Here is an 18,071-nt window from a genome sequence, read left to right on the forward strand (position 1 = left end):
TCAGGAACAGCTGGGTCTCTTGGGCGCCGATCGAGCCGACGGCCACCGACAAATCCGACCGGATCACCGGCAACGAGACCAGCGGGCTGATGATCTCGTTGCCCGTCCACGTCGCCGACCCCGTGGAGCGGGCCCGGCTGGTCGCGCTGGCCACCGGGATCGCCAAGGAGGACCACGAAATCCTGGGCCCACAGCTCTACGGAAAAATGATGGCCTACCTGCCGACCGCCTTCGCCCCCGCCGCGTTTCGATGGCTGGGCCTGCGCGATGCCCCGAACAAGCTGATGAACGTCGCGGTGTCCAGCGTGGTGGGCCCGCGCGAACGGGGCCACTTCGGTGGCGCGGCCGTCACCGAGATCTACTCCACCGGCGTGCTGTCTCCCGGCGCCCCGGTCAACATCACCGTGTGGAGTTACGTCGACCGGCTCGGTCGCGGTGCTCACCGACGACCGGACGTTCAACGACCCGCACGAGGCCACCGATGCCATCGGCGCGTCCTTCGCCGAATTGCGTGATGCCGCAGCCGTTTCCGCTCAGCCGGCCAGCACGCCGTCGAGCACCGAATAGAACAGGCCCAGGCCGTCATCCGACGGCCCGGTGAGGGCTTCGATGGCATGCTCGGGGTGTGGCATCAGACCCACCACGCGGCCGTTGGCGGAGCTCACCCCGGCGATGTCGTGCAGCGAGCCGTTGGCGTTTTCGTGGTAGCGGAACACCACCCTGCCCTCGCCCTCGAGCTCCTCGATCACCTCGGCGGGCGCCACGTAGCGTCCTTCGCCGGATTTCAGCGGGACCAGCAGGTCGGCGTCGGGCTCGAAGCGCGACGTCCATGCCGTCGAGGTGGAGACCACCCGCAGCCACACGTCGCGACAGATGAAGTGCAGACCCACGTTCCGCGTCAGCGCTCCGGGCAACAGACCCGCCTCACAGAGCACCTGAAAACCGTTGCAAATGCCCAACACCGGCAGGCCGCGCCGTGCGGCGTCCACCACCTCGGTCATCACCGGGGCAAACCTGGCGATCGCACCGGCCCGCAGGTAGTCGCCGTAGGAGAAGCCGCCGGGCACCACCACGGCGTCGACGCTCTTGAGATCGGCGTCGGCGTGCCAGAGGCTGACCGGCTCGGCTCCGACGCGGCGCGCCGCACGCGCGGCGTCCACGTCGTCGAGCGTTCCGGGGAAGGTGATGATCCCGATGCGTGCCGTCACTGCGTCTCCCGGCTGATATTCCAGTCTTCGATTACGGTGTTCGCCAGCAGCGTTTCGGCAATCTCGGCGAGCGCCGAATCATCGACGCTGTCGTCGACTTCGAGCTCAAAGCGTTTGCCCTGCCGCACTTCCGAGATTCCCGGATGTCCGAGGCGGCCCAGCGCGCCGACAATCGCCTGCCCCTGCGGGTCGAGGATCTCCGCTTTGGGCATCACGCTTACGATCACCCGGGCCACCGGCGCTCCTTTTGACGAAGTTGGTTTCCGCGCCAACTCTACCGGCGAAAAGCGCAGCTCGCGGTTACGGGCACGAGGCGATGTAGGCCTCGCACAGCGGTGCGCTCATGGCGCCCAGCACCGGATCGTCCGCCATGGCCGGCCAGGACACCTGCGGCGGGGCGGTCGACCAGAGCGTGACCTCGCTGATCGTGCTGCTGGCCGGGTGGGCGAACAGATAGGTGTGCATCACCACCGGCCCGCTGATCACGGCGGCCATTCGGTTCGTCTCGTCGCTGGTCAGCGACGGTGACTCCTGTGGTGCGCGCTGCTGGCAGGCCCGCAGCGCGGCGACGGCATTGCTGAACGCCGCAGCCGCGGTCGCGCCACCTCGGGCCGTGTCCCCCCGCCAGTGCAGGATCTGGGCTTGTAGTTGCCATTGCCCGTCGGGATGCTGGACCGTCGAGCGTGCCGCCACGGCCGAGTCGCGGGGGTCCTGCGGTATCGCCGGCGCCGCGCACAGCTCCTCGAACCGGAACCGCGGCCCGGGGACCGAACCGGTCGTCTGCACCGCCTGGCCGGCCAGCGCGGGCCAATGGTATACCGCGTCCAGCGGCACCGCATGCTGGTTGATCCACGCGGTGTTCGGGATCCGGTCGCACAGCCCCGGGCAAGTCTCGGGGTCGGCGTGCGCAGGAATGACGACCACCAGAGCAACTGCGAAACTGCCGGCGACCAGCATCGTGGCCAGGATCACGCGCATCGGCAGCTTGTCCATCAAGGCACAATCGTAGTTATGCAACTGACGCATTTCGGCCATTCGTGCCTACTTGCCGAGTTCGACCAAACCCGCGTGCTCTTTGACCCCGGTACCTTCGCGCACGGCTTCGAGGGGATCACCGGCTTGACCGCCATCTTGATCACCCATCAGCATCCCGACCATGTCGACACCAAACGGCTGCCGGCGTTGCTCGAGGGCAATCCGGATGCGGCGCTTTACGCCGACCCGCAAACCACCGCGCAACTGGGCGCGCCCTGCCGGGAGGTCCATGTCGGCGACGAGCTGCACATCGGTGAACTTACCGTCCGCGCCGCCGGCGGCAAGCACGCGGTCATCCACCCGGAAATCCCTGTAATAGAGAACATCTCGTTTCTGGTGGGCGACGCCGACCATCGCGCCCGGTTGATGCATCCCGGTGACGCGCTGTTCGTGCCCGACGAGCCGGTCGACGTCTTGGCCACGCCCGCGGCCGCGCCGTGGATGAAGGTGTCCGAGGCGGTCGATTACCTACGCGCGGTGGCTCCGCAGCGTGCCGTCCCGATACACCAGGGGATCATCGCCCCGGACGCGCGAGGCATCTACTACGGACGGCTCACCGAGATGACCTGCACCGACTTCCAGGTGCTGCCCGAAGAAGACGCCGTCACGTTCTAGCGGGGTTGGCCTCGCGGAGGGCCTAGGTGATGTCGTCGGCGGCGCCGCGGCCGGCGGCACGGCCGGAGAAGATGCAGCCGCCCAGAAAGGTGCCCTCCAGCGCGCGGTAGCCGTGCACACCCCCGCCCCCGAATCCGGCCACCTCGCCGGCGGCGTACAGACCGGTCAGTGGCGTGCCGTCGGCCTTGAGCACCCGCGATGCCAGGTCGGTTTCGATGCCGCCCAGCGTTTTTCGGGTCAGGATATGCAGCTTGACCGCGATCATCGGCCCCGCCTTCGGATCGGTCAGCCGGTGCGGGGCCACCACCCGTCCCAGCCGATCACCCAGATAGTTGCGGGCGGCGCGGATCGCCGTGATCTGCCCGTCCTTGCTGAACTTGTTGGCGACCTCCCGATCCCGCGCGGTGACCTCGGCCTCCACCGTGGCATAGTCCAGCGGCTGCACATCGGGCAGCTTGTTCATCGCGGACACCAAGTCGCGCAAGGAGTTCGCGCTGACGAAGTCGACGCCCCGGTCGACAAACGCCTGCACCGGCGCCGGCGGCCCGGAACTGGCCCGATTGCGCAGCAACTCCCGAATGCTCTGCCCGGTCAGATCGGGATTCTGCTCCTGCCCGGAGAGCGCAAACTCCTTTTCAATGATTTTGGCGTTCAACACAAACCAGGTGTAGTCGAATCCCGATTTGGTGATGTACTCCAAGGTGCCCAGCGTGTCGAAGCCCGGATACAGCGGCACCGGCAACCGGTTGCCGTTCGCATCGAGCCACAGCGAGGACGGGCCGGGGATGATGCGGATGCCATGCAGCGGCCACACCGGATCGTAGTTGGTGATGCCCTCGACGTAGTGCCACATGCGGTCGGGGTTGATCACCCGCGCGCCGGCCCGTTGCGCAATGCCGATCATCCGGCCGTCGACATGGGCCGGCACCCCGCTCAGCAATTGCTCGGGGACGCGGCCCATGCGTTTGGGCCAATTCTTGCGCACCAGTTCGTGATTGGCCCCGATGCCGCCACTGGTGACGATCACGGCGTCGGCACGAAATTCGAACTGTCCTACCGCTTTTCGCGACGACGCGACACCCCGCGGGGTGGCCGATGGCTTGAGCACGGTGCCTCGCACGCCCGTCACCGCCTCGCCCTCGACGATCAACTCGTCCACCTGATGGCGGTGCGCGAACCGCACCGATGAGCGGTCGCGCAACTGCCGGGCGAAAATCTCCACCAGCGCGGGCCCGGTGCCCCAGGTGATGTGAAAGCGGGGAACCGAATTGCCATGCCCCTGCGCGCCATACCCGCCGCGCTCCGCCCAGCCCACCAACGGGAAAAGCTTGAGCCCCCGCGAACGCAACCAACTGCGTTTCTCCCCCGCGGCGAAATCGACATAGGCATGGGCCCATTGGCGTGGCCAATAATCCTCGGGCCGGTCGAACGCCGCCGTGCCCAGCCAGTCCTGCAACGCCAATTCATGGCTGTCGCGAATCCCCAACCGGCGCTGCTCGGGGCTGTCGACGAAGAACAGCCCGCCGAAGGACCAGAACGCCTGGCCCCCCAGGTTGGCGCTGTTCTCCTGGTCGACGACGAGCACCCGCAAGCCGCGATCCACCAGTTCGCAGGCGGCGACCAGGCCGGCCAGTCCCGCTCCGACGACGATGGCATCAGCGTGGAACCCCGCAACCGAAGAATCGCTCATGTCGGACCAGGGTAGCGTCCCGACGAGCAGGTCAGGCGGTCGCTGCCTCAGGCGGCGTCGAGCACGGCCCTGCGCTGATCCCAGCGGTACACGCTGGGGGTGCAACCGTGCATCAATGCCAGGTCGACCGCGTCCACCATCGCCTGCAGCGGCCCGGATTTCCGCAGGTGACGAGCCGCGACCGCGACCCGCACGACACCGCCGCGCCGAGCGATCCGTTCGGCGGACAGCACCACCATCCGGCACCACCACGGCTCGGTGAGGAAGCCTTCGCCGATGCCGAGCACTCGGGCGCGGACCGTGGTATGGCGGACCAGGTCGGTGATTCCATGCAGATCGGCCAGCAACCGAAATCCGTTGCCCGGCAACGCTTTGACAACACCCGGCGACACCACCCAGCCGGGCGCCGCGAACAGCCGGGTGCGCAGCCCGAGATGCTCGAGCACCCGGTCGGCGGCCATCAATCGCAGATTGGCCTCGTGCGCCCGCAGGATCGCGAACTCGCCGCGGCGCTTCTTGGTGGCCGCGTCGTCGTAGCCGTGCAGCACGATGGCGTCACCGCCGGCGCGTCGGGTGGTCAGCCACTCGACGGTTTTCGGGTCGTGGTCGAGCCGGTAGTCGCCGGACAGGCGAGGAGCCACGAGTAACGACACCGGTACCTTGCGGGCATCCATTTGCGCGCAGAACGCCTCGACGTCGGGCAGGGTGCGTTCACCGATCCCCGAGACCGAGACGATCAATTTTCCAGACACACCAGCAGTTTGCCGATCCCAAGTGTCGGGATGGTGAAGGACACGCAGACAGCAGGCGTATATGCGTGCGCCCCGGCGGGCTAACTGATCTCGGCGGCCGGGCGAACCCCCGCGACCGCGAGTGGCGCAACCGTGGGGCCGGGTGATCAGTTCGATATGCTAAGCAACGCCATGGATGAGGCCTCGTACGCGGCGGCCAAGACGCCGCCGCCCCACGCCCCCGCCGGGCGGCCGGGTGTCGAGGAACGGGTATATCCCGACAAGCTCGATGCCGCGCTGTTGCGGGTCTCCGGCGTGTGCATTCTGGCCACGGTGATGGCGATTCTGGACGTCACGGTCGTCAGCGTCGCCCAACGAACCTTCATCGATCAGTTCGCGTCCTCGCAGGCCGTCGTGGCCTGGACGATGACCGGCTACACGCTCGCCTTGGCGACCGTGATCCCGATAACCGGGTGGGCCGCCGACCGGTTCGGCACCAAACGCCTGTTCATCGGTTCGGTGGTGGCCTTCATCCTGGGCTCGCTGCTGTGCGCGGTCGCGTCAAACATCCTGCAGCTCATCGCCTTTCGGATGGTGCAGGGAATCGGCGGCGGCATGCTGCTGCCGTTGGGATTCATGATTCTGACCCGCGAAGCGGGCCCGGGACGGCTCGGGCGCCTGATGTCGATCCTGAGTATCCCGATGCTGCTCGCACCGATCGGCGGGCCGATCCTGGGCGGCTGGCTGATCGACACCTTGAGCTGGCGGTGGATTTTTCTGATCAACGTGCCGATCGGAGTCGTTACCGTCGCGCTGGCCGCCATCGTGTTCCCGCGCGATCATCCGGCGCGCTCGGAAACCTTCGACGCCGTCGGCGTGCTGTTGCTCTCGCCGGGCCTGGCGATGTTCCTGTTCGCGGTGTCCTCGGTCCCGGGCCGGGGCACCGTGGCCGACCGCCACGTCGTGATACCGGCGATGATCGGCCTGGCATTGATCGCGGGCTTCGTCGCGCACGCCTGGCATCACGCCGATCATCCCCTGATAGATCTGCGGCTGTTCCGCAATCCCGTGCTCACCCACGCCAACGTGACGATGCTGGTCTTCGCCGGGGCGTTCTTCGGCGCCGGCCTGCTGCTCCCGAGCTATTTTCAGCAGGTGCTGCACCAAACGCCGATGCAGGCGGGCGTGCACATGATCCCGCAGGGGCTGGGCGCCATGCTGACCATGCGGCTGACCGGTCCGCTGGTGGACCGGCAGGGGCCGGGCAAGATCGTGCTGGTCGGGATTGCGCTGATCACCGCCGGCCTGGGCGCCTTCGCCCTCGGGGTGGCCACCCAGGCCCACTATCTGCCGACGCTGCTGGTCGGCCTGGCGATCATGGGCCTCGGGATGGGCTGCACCATGATGCCGCTTTCGGTGGCGTCGGTGCAGGCGCTGGCGCCCCACCAGATCGCCCGGGGAACGACGCTGATGAGCGTCAGCCATCAGGTGGGCGGCTCGGTGGGAACCGCGCTGATGTCGATGATCCTGACGAATCAGTTCAACCGCAGCCCCGACATCGTCGCAGCGAACAAGCTTGCCGCGCTGAACCAGAAGGCGGCCGCCCACGGGGTACCGGTTGACCAGACCGCGCTACCCCGCCAGTCGCTCGTCCCGGGGTTTTGGAGCCATGTGTCGCACGATCTTTCCCACGCGTACACGGCGGTATTCGTAGTCGCCGTCGTGCTGGTGGTTTGCACCTTCATTCCGGCGTGGTTTCTGCCCAAAAAACCCGCGAGCGAAACCGCCGGCGAATAACGCGGGTCCCACCGCGGGTGGATGGGTCGGCTAGCGGAGGCCGGTATAAATGTCCTGGTAGACGTGCTCGGTAGGATGAGGTCAACCGGCACTGGAAAAATGCTCGCGGGCAGCAGCTTGAATTCTTGCCGAACGCAAACGCCTAAAAGCTTCAGCGGACGGGTACCGATATCGTTATGCTCGGCAACACCATGCAGAAGGCCTACTCCGGCTCGTCCTTGGATCCGGTACCCATCGCTTCTCCCACCGGACAACCCGATACGGATGAACTCGCCTACCCGGACAAGCTAGACTCCGCGCTGCTGCGCATCGCAGGGGTGTGCGGATTGGCCTGCATCATGGCGATTCTCGACAACACCGTCGTCGCTGTCGCGCAACGCACTTTCATCGCCCAGTTCGGTTCGACCCCGACCGTCGTGTCGTGGACGATCGCGGGCTACATGTTGGCGTTCGCAACCGTGATCCCGGTCACAGGGTGGGCAGCCGATCGGTTTGGCACCAAACGACTTTTCATGGGTTCGGTGGTGGCGTTCACGGTGGGTTCACTGCTGTGCGCGGTCGCGCCGAATATATTGCTGCTGATTCTATTTCGGGTGCTGCAGGGCGTCGGTGGCGGTATGCTACTGCCGCTGAGTTGGGTGATACTCACCCGCGAGGCCGGTCCGAAGCGGGTGGGCCGTCTGATGGCTATCGGAGGAATCCCGATTCTGCTCGGCCCGATCGGTGGGCCGATATTGGGCGGCTGGCTTATCGACTCCTACGGCTGGAAGTGGATCTTCCTGGTCAACATTCCGATCGGGGTTGCCACATTTTCCCTCGCTGCAATCCTGTTCACTAAAGACCGCCCGGCTCCCTCGGAAAAGCTCGACATCATCGGCCTCCTGCTGCTCTCGCCTGGAGTAACGATATTTCTGTGCGGGGTGTCGTCCATCCCGGGAAGACACACGATTGCCGACCGCTACGTGTTGATACCCGGGATCACCGGCCTGGCGTTGATATCTGCGTTTGTCTTGCATGCGTGGTATCGCTCGGATCACCCGCTCATCGACCTGCGGCTGTTCAAGAATCCGGTGGTGACCGAGGTCAACGTGACGCTGCTGGTTTTCGCCGCCGCCTCGGTAGGTGCCACACTGCTGATACCGACCTACTTTCAGCTGGTTTTGCAGCAGACTCCCATGCAGTCCGGTCTGCATCTGGCGCCGGTAGGACTAGGCGCGATGGTGACCCTGCCACTCGCCGGTGCCCTCACGGACAAACGCGGCCCCGGCAAGATAGTGCTTATTGGACTCCCTGTGATGGCCGCAGGTCTGGGGATCTTCACGTGGGGAATCGCCCGGCAGGTCGATTACGCGCCGGCACTACTGGCAGGCCTGACGATCGTCGGACTGGGCGTGGGGTGCATAACAACACCGCTTTCTGCGGCGCTGATGCAGTCGCTGGCCCCGCATCAAGTCGCTCGCGGGACGACGCTGGTCACCGTTAACCAGCAATTCGGTGGGTCTATCGGCGCCGCCTTGGTGGCAGTGGTGCTGACCAATCAGCTCAATCGCAATGACAACATCATTGCGGCCAGCAAGCTGGCGGCGCCTCAACAGGGAAGTAGGCCGGGGTCGCCCGTTGATCCCTCGGCGATCCCACGGCAGGCCGTGCCACCCGACCTGGCGGACATCCTGTTGCACGGCCTTTCACACGCCTTCACGGTGGCGTCTGGGCTGACTGTCGCGTTGGTGGCGTTCACGCTCGTGCCGGCGGTGTTCCTGCCGAGAAGACGACCGGAACCGACGATCGACGAATAGCGCCGAACACCCAGCAACGGCTTTGTCGCTGCCGGCGAGCTGGCTGGTCTAGGCCGTGTGCCTGGCTGATGCTCGCCCATGTTCCGGCCAACCTTATGCGCAGGGATGCTCGATCGGCCCGAATCCGACGATCCGGCTATTGCTGCTTGTCGACATGCAGGTTGTCTTCTTGGCCGTGGCCGTCGCCGTAAGCCCCGGCGACAGCCAACAGCCACGCGTACTGGAAGGCCGTCTCCTCCCACGCCTTGTAGCGGCCACTGACGCCGCCATGCCCGGCGTTCATCTGGGTCTTCAACAGCACCGGGCTGCCGTCGCGGTTGGCGTGCCGCAGCGCCGCAACCCACTTGGCCGGCTCCACGTAATAAACCCTCGTATCGTTGAGCGACGTCATCGCCAAGATCGCCGGGTACCGCTTGGCCTGCACGTTCTCATACGGCGAATAGGACTTCATGTATGCATAGACTTCCTTGTCCGCCAATGGGTTTCCCCATTCGTCCCACTCGGTGACGGTCAGCGGAAGGGACGGATCCAAGATGGTGGTCAGCGGGTCGACGAACGGGACCTGCGCGAGAATTCCGGCGAAGAGCTCCGGCGCCAGGTTGGCCACCGCGCCCATCAACAACCCGCCGGCGCTACCTCCCAACGCGACCAGCTGATGCGGCCGGGTGACGCCGGAGTCCACCAAATGCCTTGCAACCGCGACGAAGTCGGTGAAGGTGTTCTTCTTCTCCAAGAGCTTGCCGTGCTCGTACCACAGCCGGCCCATTTCGCCGCCGCCACGCACATGGGCGATCGCGAACACCATGCCGCGGTCCAGCAGCGACAACCGGGGAATGGAGAAGCTCGGGTCGGTGCACAGCTCGTAGGCGCCATAGCCGTAAAGCAATGCGGGTGCCGGGAATTCGATATCGGCGCGGTGCACGACGGACACCGGGATCCGGGTTCCGTCGTCGGCAACGGCCCAGTCACGCCGCTCCACATAGTCGTCGGGCCGATAGCCGCCGAGCACGGGTTGCTCGCGCAGCAGCGTGCGCTCACCGGTGGCGAGGTCGATGTCATAGACGCGCGCCGGAATCACCAGGGATCCCGCCCTGATCCGCAGCTTGGGTGCATCCCAGTTAGGATTGCCGGCCAGCCCGGACGTCATCAGCTCGGAGTCGAAGGAAATCTCTTCGGGCCGACCATACGTGCCGTCGGCGTTGATGGGCCACAGCTGCAGCCGGGGCAGCGCCTCCCGCCGATAGCCGACGACGAGGTGGCCGGCGAAGGCGTCCACCCCGTCGAGCCGGACGTCGTCGCGGTGCGGTATCAGGGTGCGCTGCTGTGTCGGATCACTGACCGGCGCCTCGGCGAGGGTGAAGTTGACCGCGCCGTCGTTGTGCAGGATCAAGAACCGGTCCTGCCCGCCGATCACCGCGTGCTCGATCGCGTACTCGACTCCCTCGCGGCGCGGCAGCACGACCGTGAACGGTGCCTGCGGATCGGCGGCGTCGGCGTAGCGATACTCCGAGGTGATCGAGGATCCCGAGGCGATGAAGACATAGGCCTCGCTGCGCGTCAGACCCACGCCCAACCAATACTTTTCGTCGGCCTCGTGATAGACCAGCTCCGGCTTTGCCCCCGAGCCCACCCGATACCGCCACACTTTGTCGGGACGGTGGGCGGCATCCAGGGTCAGGTAGTAGACGGTGCGGTTGTCGGCGGCCCAGGTCGCGCCCGCCCCGATGTCAGTGATCACGTCCGGGTACAGCTCGCCGGTACGTAAGTCCTTGAACCGCAACGTGTAACGTTCATCGCCGAGAGTATCGACCGAATACGCCAGCAGGTTTCCATCCAGGCTCACCGTCGCGGCGCCCAGGGAGAAGAATTCGTGGCCCTCGGCCTCGGCGTTGGAGTCGAGCAGGACCTGCTCGCCAGGGATCTCGGTGCATTCATCCAGGATCGGCGGGTCCCAGTCGTCGGATCCGCTTATCGGACAACGGCACTGGACGCGGTACTGCTTGCCTTCGTAGGTGCGCGCGTAGTACCACCACTGGCCCTGGCGAGTGGGCACCGACAGATCCGTCTCCTTGGTGCGCGCCTTGATCTCGGCGAGAATCTGCTGCCGCAGCGGCTCGAGGTCCGCGGTCATCTGGTCGACGTAGGCGTTTTCCGCCTCGAGATGGGCGATGACTTCGGGGTTGGTCTTTTCGCGCAGCCACTCATACGGGTCGATGAAGACGTCGCCGTGATGCTCGCGCCGACTCTCCACCCGCTTGGCGACGGGGGGCACCGACGTGTTTAAGTGCGTTTCGGTCATGCGCTGGGACCGATCCAGTCGTCGAAGCTCAAGCCGGAGATTCGTTCGTAGGCCTCGATATAGCGGCCGCGAGTGGCCTCGATGATGCCTCGCGGCAGTGGCGGCGGGGGCTGCGAACCGTGGCGGTCCCAGCCGGACTCGGGGCCGGTCAGCCAGTTGCGGACGAACTGTTTGTCGAAGCTGTTCTGAACGACGCCGACCTGATACTCGTCGGCCGGCCAATACCGCGACGAATCCGGGGTGAAGATTTCATCGGCCAGCAGCAGGTTGCCGTCGCGGTCGGTGCCGAATTCGAACTTGGTGTCCGCGATGATGATTCCCTTCCGGAGCGCGTGGTCGGCGGCCTGAACGTAGATCTGCAGGGTGCGGTCACGAAGTTGGTTGGCGGGTACGGCACCGACCATCTCGATCACCCGCGCGAATGAGATGTTCTCGTCGTGATCACCCAGTGCGGCTTTCGTCGCCGGGGTGAACAGCGGCTCGGCGAACCTGCTGGCTTCGACCAATCCGGGCGGCAGGGTGATGCCGCAGACCTTTCCGGTCGCCTGGTAGTCCAGCAGCCCCGAGCCGGTCAAATAGCCGCGCGCCACGCATTCCACCGGAAGCATGTCGAGCTGACGCACCACCAGCGCGCGGCCCCGGACCTCGTCGGGGATGCGCGGATCGTCGGGCGGCCCGGCCAAATGGTTGGGGGTGTCGACCAGGCCGAAGAAGAAGACGCTCATCGCGGTGAGAATGCGGCCCTTGTCCGGGATGGTGCTGTCCAGGACGAAGTCGTAGGCCGAGATCCGGTCCGTGGCGACCAGCAGCAGATGGTCGTCATCGACGCGATACAGCTCGCGGACCTTGCCGCTGGCCAAATGCTGATAGTTGGACAGTGCGGGCATCCGGTCAGCCTATCGGGCGCCTGCAAACCGGGTTTGTGCTGGGATCGGGGCTATGACACCGCGGTTTCTGCCCTACTCCACCAGGCCGGCCCGGCTGGCCGTCCAGCTGCTCAGCGACCTCGCCGCCGTCGTGTGGACGCTGCTCTGGCTGCTCGTCGGGCTTGCCGTCTACGACGCCATCGCCACCATTGCCGACGCCGGGCGGCAGGTCGAGAGCGGCGCCAACGGCATCGCCGGCAACCTCGCGTCCGCCGGCCACGGGGCCCAGCACATTCCGGTGGTGGGCGACACGGTCAGCAAGCCGCTCAACTCCGCCAGTCATGCAGCGCTGGACATCGCGGGCGCGGGCCACGATCTGGACACGGCGGCCAGCTGGCTCGCCGTGCTGCTGGCGATGGCGGTCGTCGCGGTCCCGATCCTCATCGCGGTGCTCCCGTGGTTTTTTCTGCGGCTTCGGTTCTTTCGGCGCAAGTTGACGGTGACCGCGCTGGCCGCGACGCCGGCCGGAACGCAATTGCTGGCGCTGCGGGCGCTGACCAACCGCCCGGCCCGGAAACTGATGGCCGTCAGCGCGGATCCGGTGGGCGGGTGGCGCCGTGAGGATCCGGTGACCATCGGCGCGCTGGTCGCGCTCGAACTACGGTCGGCCGGTATCGCGGTCCGCGGGGCTTAGGAGCAGCGCCCGCGCTAACAGCAGCAGCCCGGCGACGACCACAACAAGCCACGCCGCCAATGCATCCCAGAAAAACACCAGCGAAACGGTGAGCAACGATCGCTGGCCGATCTCGACCGCCATGGCAAAACTGGCCGCGGAGTACATGCCCAACGGGAATACGAACGCCCACCACGCACCGGCGAACTGCAGCATGTTGGGATGCCGCCTGATGCGGTGCAACGCGAAGTAAATCAGCGGTGGTATCCACAGCGTGGCCGCCACCCAGGTCACTATGGTGACCACCCGCACCGGCCCCGCCATCCAGGCGGGAGCCACCGCATGGATGTTGTCGCCGGCCAGCGTCGCAATCGCCATGCCGCCCATCAGGATCCACGTGTCGGGTTCAAAGCCGTCCCGGTCCTGCCGTTCGTTGACCACCCGCCACATCGTCAGCCAGGTCATCAGGCCGTAGACGCACAGCGCCACCACCCATCCCGCCACGGCCACCGCCAGCCACCAGTGATGGCCGGTCTGCCGGGCCGCCCGGGCGATCACGATCGCCAGGCCCGAGGTCCCCACGCTGCCCAGTTGCCAGGCGCCGTGTGCCCGGTCGCGCAGCTCCGTCCATCGGTGCGCCAACATGTTTCGCGCGCTGAACAGGATCAGCATCAGCCAGGATGTCAGGCAGAGGGCGCCGAGCACCCGCACCACCCACACGTTGGACGACAAGCGGGTGTCGATCACCGCGCAGGCGGCCACGAAGGTGATCAGTCGCAGAGTGACGTCGGGATCGGTCAGATCCCAGCGCAGCCCCTGGCCCGGGCCGCACGCCTTCAGCACGACCAGGGCAACCAGAAACAAGAGCCCGAGGCTGGCGATGACGCCCACGGTGTCGCTGATCAACCGGTACCCGTGATTGCGCGCGCCGATCGACAAGATTCCCGTCGCCATCACCGCCGCGAACACATCGGGTGCGGGGTCGACATCGGCGAGCCGGATCGTCACGGCTCTTCGTTGAGCTCCACGACGAGGTGGCGAATGCCGGTGTGCCGATTGCTGCGGGCCCATTCGACCGGCCGGACGACCCGCACCCCGCCGAACCGGGACAGCAGCTCTTCGAACAGCACCCGCAGCTCCAGCCGGGCCAGATTGGCGCCCAGGCAATAGTGCACACCCTGTCCGAAGCCCAAGTGTGGGTTGGGCTTTCGAGTGATATCGAATTCGTCGGCACGCTCGAACACACCGGCGTCGCGATTGGCCGAGCCTTCCCAGATCTGTATCTTCTGCCCGGCCTCGATCGACTGGCCGCCCAGCGTGACGTCGCGGGTGGCGGTGCGCCGCTTGGAGGGCGACGGCGACGTCCACCGCACCATTTCCTCGACGGCCGTAGGCAGTGCCCCGAGGTCGCCGCGCAGTGACCGCATTTGGTCCGGGTGATCGGCCAGCGCCAGCAGGCCGCCGGCGACCGCGTTGCGGGTGGTCTCCGCGCCGGCGCTGAACAAGAGACTGAAGAACAGGTACAGCTCGAGGTCGGACAGGGCCGATCTGTGATCACCTTCCGAGTCATCAAGCATCGCGTTGGCCACCGCCGACAACATGTCGTCGGTCGGGTTTGCACGCTTGGCTGCGATCAGCCGCTGGCCGTACTCATACATCCGCGACCCGGCCTCTTCGACAGAGAGCTGCGACAGGGACGCCTTGCGCGAACCACCGAAATCGAATTGCGGTTCGATGGCCTCGAACAGCCAATGCCGTTCGGATTCAGGAACGCCCAGCAGGATGCAGATCATCTGCATCGGGAGCTCGGCGGCGATATCGACCAGGAAGTCGAACGGCTCACCCGGGACCACCGCGTCCAACAGCCGCCGCGCCCGGCTGCGCAGGTCGTTTTCGACGGAGGCGATCATTCGCGGCGTCAGGCCGGAGCTGACCAGTCGCCGAATCTGTGAATGCCGCGGATCGTCCATCATGTTGAGCACCTGACCGGCGATCGCCAGGTCCTGCAACAACGTCCCGCCATGGGGTCGGGTGCCACCGGTGACGGACGAATAGGTCACCGGATCCTTGAGCACCTCAAGCGTTTCCGCGTAAGTGGCGACCGACCAGAAGCCTTCACCGTCGGGGGTGTTGTCGGTCGGCGAGTGCCAGTACACCGGCGCCTCGCGCCGATGGATGGCGAACAGCCGGTGCGGAAATCCGTTGGCGAAGTTGTCCAGATCGGTTAAGTCGATCTTCGCGAGCTCGCCGGCCGGCGTCACAGGATCGCACCCGGGGCGTACTTTGCCGCGTCCGGGTAACGGTTCACCAGCTCCTCCACCTGCGCAGCCACCTCGTCCACCTGGTCGCCCGCGGCGCCGGTGAACGCCTGCTTGTCGGCCAGCGCCGCGTCCAGCGCCGCCCGGTCCAGCGGCAGCCGCTCGTCGGCGGCCAGCCGGTCCAGCAAGTCAGGCTCTGCGCCGTGCTCGCGCATCGCCAGCGCGGTGGCCACCGCGTGTTCGCGGATCACGTGATGGGCGGCTTCGCGGCCCACGCCGGCGCGCACCGCGGCGATCAACACCTTGGTGGTGGCCAAAAACGGCAGATAGCGGTCGAGCTCGCGACCGATCACCGCCGGATAAGCGCCGAATTCGTCGAGCACCGTCAAGAAGGTCTCGATCTGGCCGTCGATGGCAAAGAAGCTGTCCGGCAACGCGACTCGGCGCACGACCGAGCAGAACACGTCGCCCTCGTTCCATTGCGCACCCGCCAGTTCGGCGGCCATCGACGCGTAACCGCGCAACACCACCTGCAGACCGTTGACCCGTTCGCAGCTGCGTGTGTTCATCTTGTGCGGCATCGCCGACGAACCGACCTGTCCCGGCGCGAATCCCTCGGTGACCAGTTCGTGCCCGGCCATCAGCCTGATGGTGTGCGCCAGCGACGACGGGCCGGCGCCCAGCTGCACCAGCGCGGAGAGCACGTCGTGGTCCAGCGAACGCGGATACACCTGCCCGACGCTGGTCAATACCGTTGCGAAGCCCAAGAATTCGGCGACCCGCCGTTCGAGCTCGGCGAGCTTGGCCGCGTCGCCATCCAGCAGGTCGAGCATGTCCTGCGAGGTGCCCATCGGGCCCTTTATCCCGCGCAGCGGGTAACGGTCGATCAGCTCCCGCAGCCTGGTCAAAGCGATCAGCGTCTCCTGGGCCGCCGAGGCGAACCTCTTGCCCAGCGTGGTGGCCTGCGCGGCGACGTTGTGGCTGCGTCCGGCCATCACCAGGTCGCGATAGGCCACCGCCCGCTCGGCGAGCCGCGCCGCGACCGCGACACCGTGCGCGAAGACCAGTTCCAGCGAACGCCGGATCTGCAGTTGCTCCACGTTCTCGGTCAGATCACGACTGGTCATGCCCTTGTGCACGTGCTCGTGACCAGCCAGCGCATTGAATTCCTCGATGCGCGCCTTGACGTCGTGGCGCAGCACCCGTTCGCGGGCCGCGATCGAGGCCAGGTCGACATCCTCGATCACCCGCTCGTAGTCGGCGATCGCCTCGGAAGGCACCGCAACGCCCAGTTCGGCCTGCGCGCGCAACACCGCCAGCCATAGCCGGCGCTCGCCGATGACCTTGGCCTCCGGCGACCAGATCGCGACCATCTCGGCGCTGGCGTACCGGGTCGCCAGCACATTCGGAATGCTCACTTGGTCCTCACGAACACACAGCTTACGGTCGCGGCCATAGCCTATGCGGATGTACTTCGCCGGCGTCGACCTCGCCTGGGCGGGTCGCAACCCGACCGGCCTGGCCGTCGTCGACGGCGGCGGCGCCCTGGTCAGCGTATGCGCGGTCCGCGACGACGACGAGATCCTGGCCGCGCTGCGCCCCTACGTGCGGGACGATTGCCTGGTCGCCTTCGATGCGCCGCTGGTGGTGAACAACCCGACCGGGCAACGTCCCGCCGAGACCGCCCTCAATCGCGATTTCCGCAAGTACGAGGCCGGCGCCCACCCCTGCAACACCGGCAAGCCCGAATTCGTCACCGGCCCCCGTGCGGGCCGGCTGGCCGCGGCGCTGCGCCTGGATCTGGACCCGCGGTCGCCGGCCGCCCGCCGGGCCATCGAGGTCTACCCCCACGCGGCCACCGTCGCCCTGTTCCGCCTCGAGCGCACCCTGAAGTACAAGGCCAAGCCCGGCCGCAGCGTCGAGCGGCTCAAGTCCGAGCTGTCGGCCCTGATGGACGGCGTCGAGCGACTGGCCCGGGCCCCGGTGCCACTACGGGTGGCCGGCCACGACGGCTGGATCGCGCTGCGCCGCACCGTGACGGCCGCGCAACGCAAGAGTGAACTGCGCCGCGCCGAAGACCCGGTCGATGCCGTGGTCTGTGCCTACGTGGCGTTGTACGCGCAGCGCAGGCCTCAGGACGTGACCATCTACGGCGACCTCGACACCGGTTTCATCGTGACGCCGTCGCTGCCGGTGGACCCGATCCACCCGTAGCGGCGGTCAGATTTCCACGGGCCGCTGATCGATGGGCGCGAGCACCTCGATGAGATCGACCACCGCGCCCTGCGCCGCCGCGCGTGGGTCCCGGCCTTCCACCAGGGCCGAGACCACCGAGCCATCGACCGCGCACACCAGCGTGCACACCAGTTCGATGTGCACGGACCGGCCCGAGCGCTCGATGGCCTCGGCCACGGCCTCGGCGCGCTGGCGCAGGCTGCGGCGCATCGTCTCGCGCAGTTCGGGCAGCCGGGTGCACGCGATGTGGCGCTCGTAGCGCGAGATCAGTTGATCGGTACGGCCCGGTCCGGACACGTCGCCGACGAGCAGGTCGGCCAACACCTCGGCGATGGTCTCGGGTCCCCGGCGCCGGCGCGACAAGGCGCTGACCCGCGACCGCAGCTGCGCCACCTCGATCATCGCGATGTGTTCGACGGCGCGGGCGATCAGATCGTCGAGAGACGAAAAGTAATAAGTGGTCGACGCCAACGGTAATCCGGCCCGGCGCGCGACCGCCCGGTGCCGCACCGCTTCGAACCCGCCCTCGGCCAGCAGCTCGGCGGCTGCGCTGACGAGCGCATACCGCCGACGTTCTCCTTTTGGAGTAACCGCTGCAGTCACGACTAGCCATCGTGCCAGCCAAACTGGTACTGCATTGCCATTTCGGCCAAACGGCCCGGGCATAATGGCCCGCATGCCCGACTTGAGCCGACGCGCCCTGCTCGGCCTCGGCGCCAGCGCGGCCCTAGGCGCGGCCGGCGCCTACGGGCTCGACATCCTGTTAGAACCGCGGACATCTCACGCCGCGCCGACACCGACGGCCGGCACCCGGATGCCTTTGGCCCCGCCGCCCGGCCCGCCCCGCGATCCGGCTCCACCGGCGGCG

16 protein-coding genes and 2 pseudogenes are annotated in these 18,071 nt (G+C 66.8%); 7 read left to right on the top strand and 11 right to left on the bottom strand.

Annotated features, from left to right (window positions below):
* Positions 1 to 35: 35 nt before the first annotated feature.
* Positions 36 to 567, top strand: a pseudogene (locus BST14_RS13485) (WSD1 family O-acyltransferase); the annotation flags it as partial.
* Here BST14_RS13485 and purQ read toward each other — a convergent pair.
* From purQ to BST14_RS13500, 3 genes are all read right to left on the bottom strand, one after another.
* Positions 534 to 1,208, bottom strand: coding sequence for a phosphoribosylformylglycinamidine synthase subunit PurQ (purQ, locus tag BST14_RS13490; RefSeq protein ID WP_083064923.1), 675 nt, complete (start codon positions 1,206 to 1,208; stop codon positions 534 to 536). The pseudogene BST14_RS13485 and the gene purQ sit on opposite strands and share 34 nt — an antisense overlap.
* Complete coding sequence (purS, locus tag BST14_RS13495; protein WP_083064924.1) at positions 1,205 to 1,444, bottom strand: phosphoribosylformylglycinamidine synthase subunit PurS; 240 nt, start codon at positions 1,442 to 1,444, stop codon at positions 1,205 to 1,207. The genes purQ and purS overlap by 4 nt, the downstream gene beginning before the upstream one ends.
* Before the next feature lie 64 nt (positions 1,445 to 1,508).
* On the bottom strand, positions 1,509 to 2,243 hold the full coding sequence (locus BST14_RS13500) for an ATPase (protein ID WP_211280722.1): 735 nt from the start codon (positions 2,241 to 2,243) through the stop codon (positions 1,509 to 1,511).
* On the opposite strand from BST14_RS13500, the gene BST14_RS13505 reads away from it, so the two are divergent.
* Positions 2,220 to 2,858 carry an MBL fold metallo-hydrolase gene (locus BST14_RS13505; RefSeq protein WP_083064926.1) on the top strand — a complete coding sequence of 213 codons (639 nt, stop codon included), beginning with the start codon at positions 2,220 to 2,222 and terminating at the stop codon, positions 2,856 to 2,858. The two genes, BST14_RS13500 and BST14_RS13505, sit on opposite strands and share 24 nt — an antisense overlap.
* A gap of 22 nt (positions 2,859 to 2,880) precedes the next feature.
* Here the strand turns inward: BST14_RS13505 and BST14_RS13510 are convergent, their stop codons facing one another.
* Complete coding sequence (locus BST14_RS13510; protein WP_083064927.1) at positions 2,881 to 4,548, bottom strand: FAD-binding dehydrogenase; 1,668 nt, start codon at positions 4,546 to 4,548, stop codon at positions 2,881 to 2,883.
* 47 nt (positions 4,549 to 4,595) lie between these two features.
* Complete coding sequence (locus BST14_RS13515) at positions 4,596 to 5,300, bottom strand: DUF2334 domain-containing protein (RefSeq protein ID WP_083064928.1); 705 nt, start codon at positions 5,298 to 5,300, stop codon at positions 4,596 to 4,598.
* Between the two features lie 156 nt (positions 5,301 to 5,456).
* Here BST14_RS13515 and BST14_RS13520 point away from each other — a divergent pair, with 156 nt between their 5' ends.
* Both BST14_RS13520 and BST14_RS13525 read left to right on the top strand, forming a co-directional pair.
* On the top strand, positions 5,457 to 7,076 hold the full coding sequence (locus tag BST14_RS13520) for a DHA2 family efflux MFS transporter permease subunit (RefSeq protein WP_245845396.1): 1,620 nt from the start codon (positions 5,457 to 5,459) through the stop codon (positions 7,074 to 7,076).
* A gap of 176 nt (positions 7,077 to 7,252) precedes the next feature.
* On the top strand, positions 7,253 to 8,872 hold the full coding sequence (locus BST14_RS13525) for a DHA2 family efflux MFS transporter permease subunit (RefSeq protein WP_083064930.1): 1,620 nt from the start codon (positions 7,253 to 7,255) through the stop codon (positions 8,870 to 8,872).
* Positions 8,873 to 9,008: 136 nt separating this feature from the next.
* Here BST14_RS13525 and BST14_RS13530 read toward each other — a convergent pair whose 3' ends face one another.
* Positions 9,009 to 11,171, bottom strand: a complete 2,163-nt coding sequence (locus BST14_RS13530) for a S9 family peptidase (RefSeq protein WP_083064931.1) — start codon at positions 11,169 to 11,171, stop codon at positions 9,009 to 9,011.
* Entirely contained in the window at positions 11,168 to 12,058 is an 891-nt protein-coding gene (locus BST14_RS13535; RefSeq protein WP_083064932.1) for a phosphoribosylaminoimidazolesuccinocarboxamide synthase, read from the bottom strand. Before BST14_RS13535 ends, BST14_RS13530 begins: the two co-directional genes overlap by 4 nt.
* A 52-nt stretch (positions 12,059 to 12,110) precedes the next feature.
* On the opposite strand from BST14_RS13535, the gene BST14_RS13540 reads away from it, so the two are divergent.
* Positions 12,111 to 12,731, top strand: a complete 621-nt coding sequence (locus tag BST14_RS13540; RefSeq protein WP_083064933.1) for a hypothetical protein — start codon at positions 12,111 to 12,113, stop codon at positions 12,729 to 12,731.
* On the opposite strand, the gene BST14_RS13545 is transcribed toward BST14_RS13540, so the two are convergent.
* The 3 genes from BST14_RS13545 to purB are packed head-to-tail and all read right to left on the bottom strand — an operon-like array spanning position 12,696 to position 16,386.
* The gene (locus tag BST14_RS13545) at positions 12,696 to 13,718 is read right to left on the bottom strand and encodes a tellurite resistance/C4-dicarboxylate transporter family protein (RefSeq protein ID WP_083064934.1); all 1,023 of its coding nucleotides are present in this window, start codon (positions 13,716 to 13,718) and stop codon (positions 12,696 to 12,698) included. The two genes, BST14_RS13540 and BST14_RS13545, sit on opposite strands and share 36 nt — an antisense overlap.
* Entirely contained in the window at positions 13,715 to 14,971 is a 1,257-nt protein-coding gene (locus BST14_RS13550; protein WP_083064935.1) for a cytochrome P450, read from the bottom strand. The genes BST14_RS13545 and BST14_RS13550 overlap by 4 nt, the downstream gene beginning before the upstream one ends.
* The gene (gene purB, locus BST14_RS13555) at positions 14,968 to 16,386 is read right to left on the bottom strand and encodes an adenylosuccinate lyase (protein WP_083064936.1); all 1,419 of its coding nucleotides are present in this window, start codon (positions 16,384 to 16,386) and stop codon (positions 14,968 to 14,970) included. The genes BST14_RS13550 and purB overlap by 4 nt, the downstream gene beginning before the upstream one ends.
* A 49-nt stretch (positions 16,387 to 16,435) precedes the next feature.
* Here purB and BST14_RS13560 point away from each other — a divergent pair, with 49 nt between their 5' ends.
* The gene (locus tag BST14_RS13560) at positions 16,436 to 17,182 is read left to right on the top strand and encodes a DUF429 domain-containing protein (RefSeq protein ID WP_083064937.1); all 747 of its coding nucleotides are present in this window, start codon (positions 16,436 to 16,438) and stop codon (positions 17,180 to 17,182) included.
* 6 nt (positions 17,183 to 17,188) lie between these two features.
* Here the strand turns inward: BST14_RS13560 and BST14_RS13565 are convergent, their stop codons facing one another.
* Entirely contained in the window at positions 17,189 to 17,806 is a 618-nt protein-coding gene (locus BST14_RS13565) for a TetR/AcrR family transcriptional regulator (RefSeq protein WP_083064938.1), read from the bottom strand.
* A 61-nt stretch (positions 17,807 to 17,867) separates the two neighbouring features.
* Here BST14_RS13565 and BST14_RS13570 point away from each other — a divergent pair.
* A pseudogene (locus tag BST14_RS13570) lies at positions 17,868 to 18,071 on the top strand (alpha/beta hydrolase); the annotation flags it as partial.

This window comes from Mycobacterium arosiense ATCC BAA-1401 = DSM 45069, assembly GCF_002086125.1.
GTDB classification, from domain to species: domain Bacteria; phylum Actinomycetota; class Actinomycetes; order Mycobacteriales; family Mycobacteriaceae; genus Mycobacterium; species Mycobacterium arosiense.

Excerpts from the sequence above, each read along its gene's own strand:
- BST14_RS13505 (WP_083064926.1), top strand. The coding sequence starts at position 2,220 with ATGCAACTGACGCATTTCGGCCATTCGTGCCTACTTGCCGAGTTCGAC.
- BST14_RS13500 (WP_211280722.1), bottom strand. The coding sequence starts at position 2,243 with ATGGCCGAAATGCGTCAGTTGCATAACTACGATTGTGCCTTGATGGAC.
- BST14_RS13510 (WP_083064927.1), bottom strand. The coding sequence starts at position 4,548 with ATGAGCGATTCTTCGGTTGCGGGGTTCCACGCTGATGCCATCGTCGTC.
- BST14_RS13520 (WP_245845396.1), top strand. The coding sequence starts at position 5,457 with ATGCTAAGCAACGCCATGGATGAGGCCTCGTACGCGGCGGCCAAGACG.
- BST14_RS13525 (WP_083064930.1), top strand. The coding sequence starts at position 7,253 with ATGCTCGGCAACACCATGCAGAAGGCCTACTCCGGCTCGTCCTTGGAT.
- BST14_RS13530 (WP_083064931.1), bottom strand. The coding sequence starts at position 11,171 with ATGACCGAAACGCACTTAAACACGTCGGTGCCCCCCGTCGCCAAGCGG.
- BST14_RS13535 (WP_083064932.1), bottom strand. The coding sequence starts at position 12,058 with ATGCCCGCACTGTCCAACTATCAGCATTTGGCCAGCGGCAAGGTCCGC.
- BST14_RS13540 (WP_083064933.1), top strand. The coding sequence starts at position 12,111 with ATGACACCGCGGTTTCTGCCCTACTCCACCAGGCCGGCCCGGCTGGCC.
- BST14_RS13560 (WP_083064937.1), top strand. The coding sequence starts at position 16,436 with ATGTACTTCGCCGGCGTCGACCTCGCCTGGGCGGGTCGCAACCCGACC.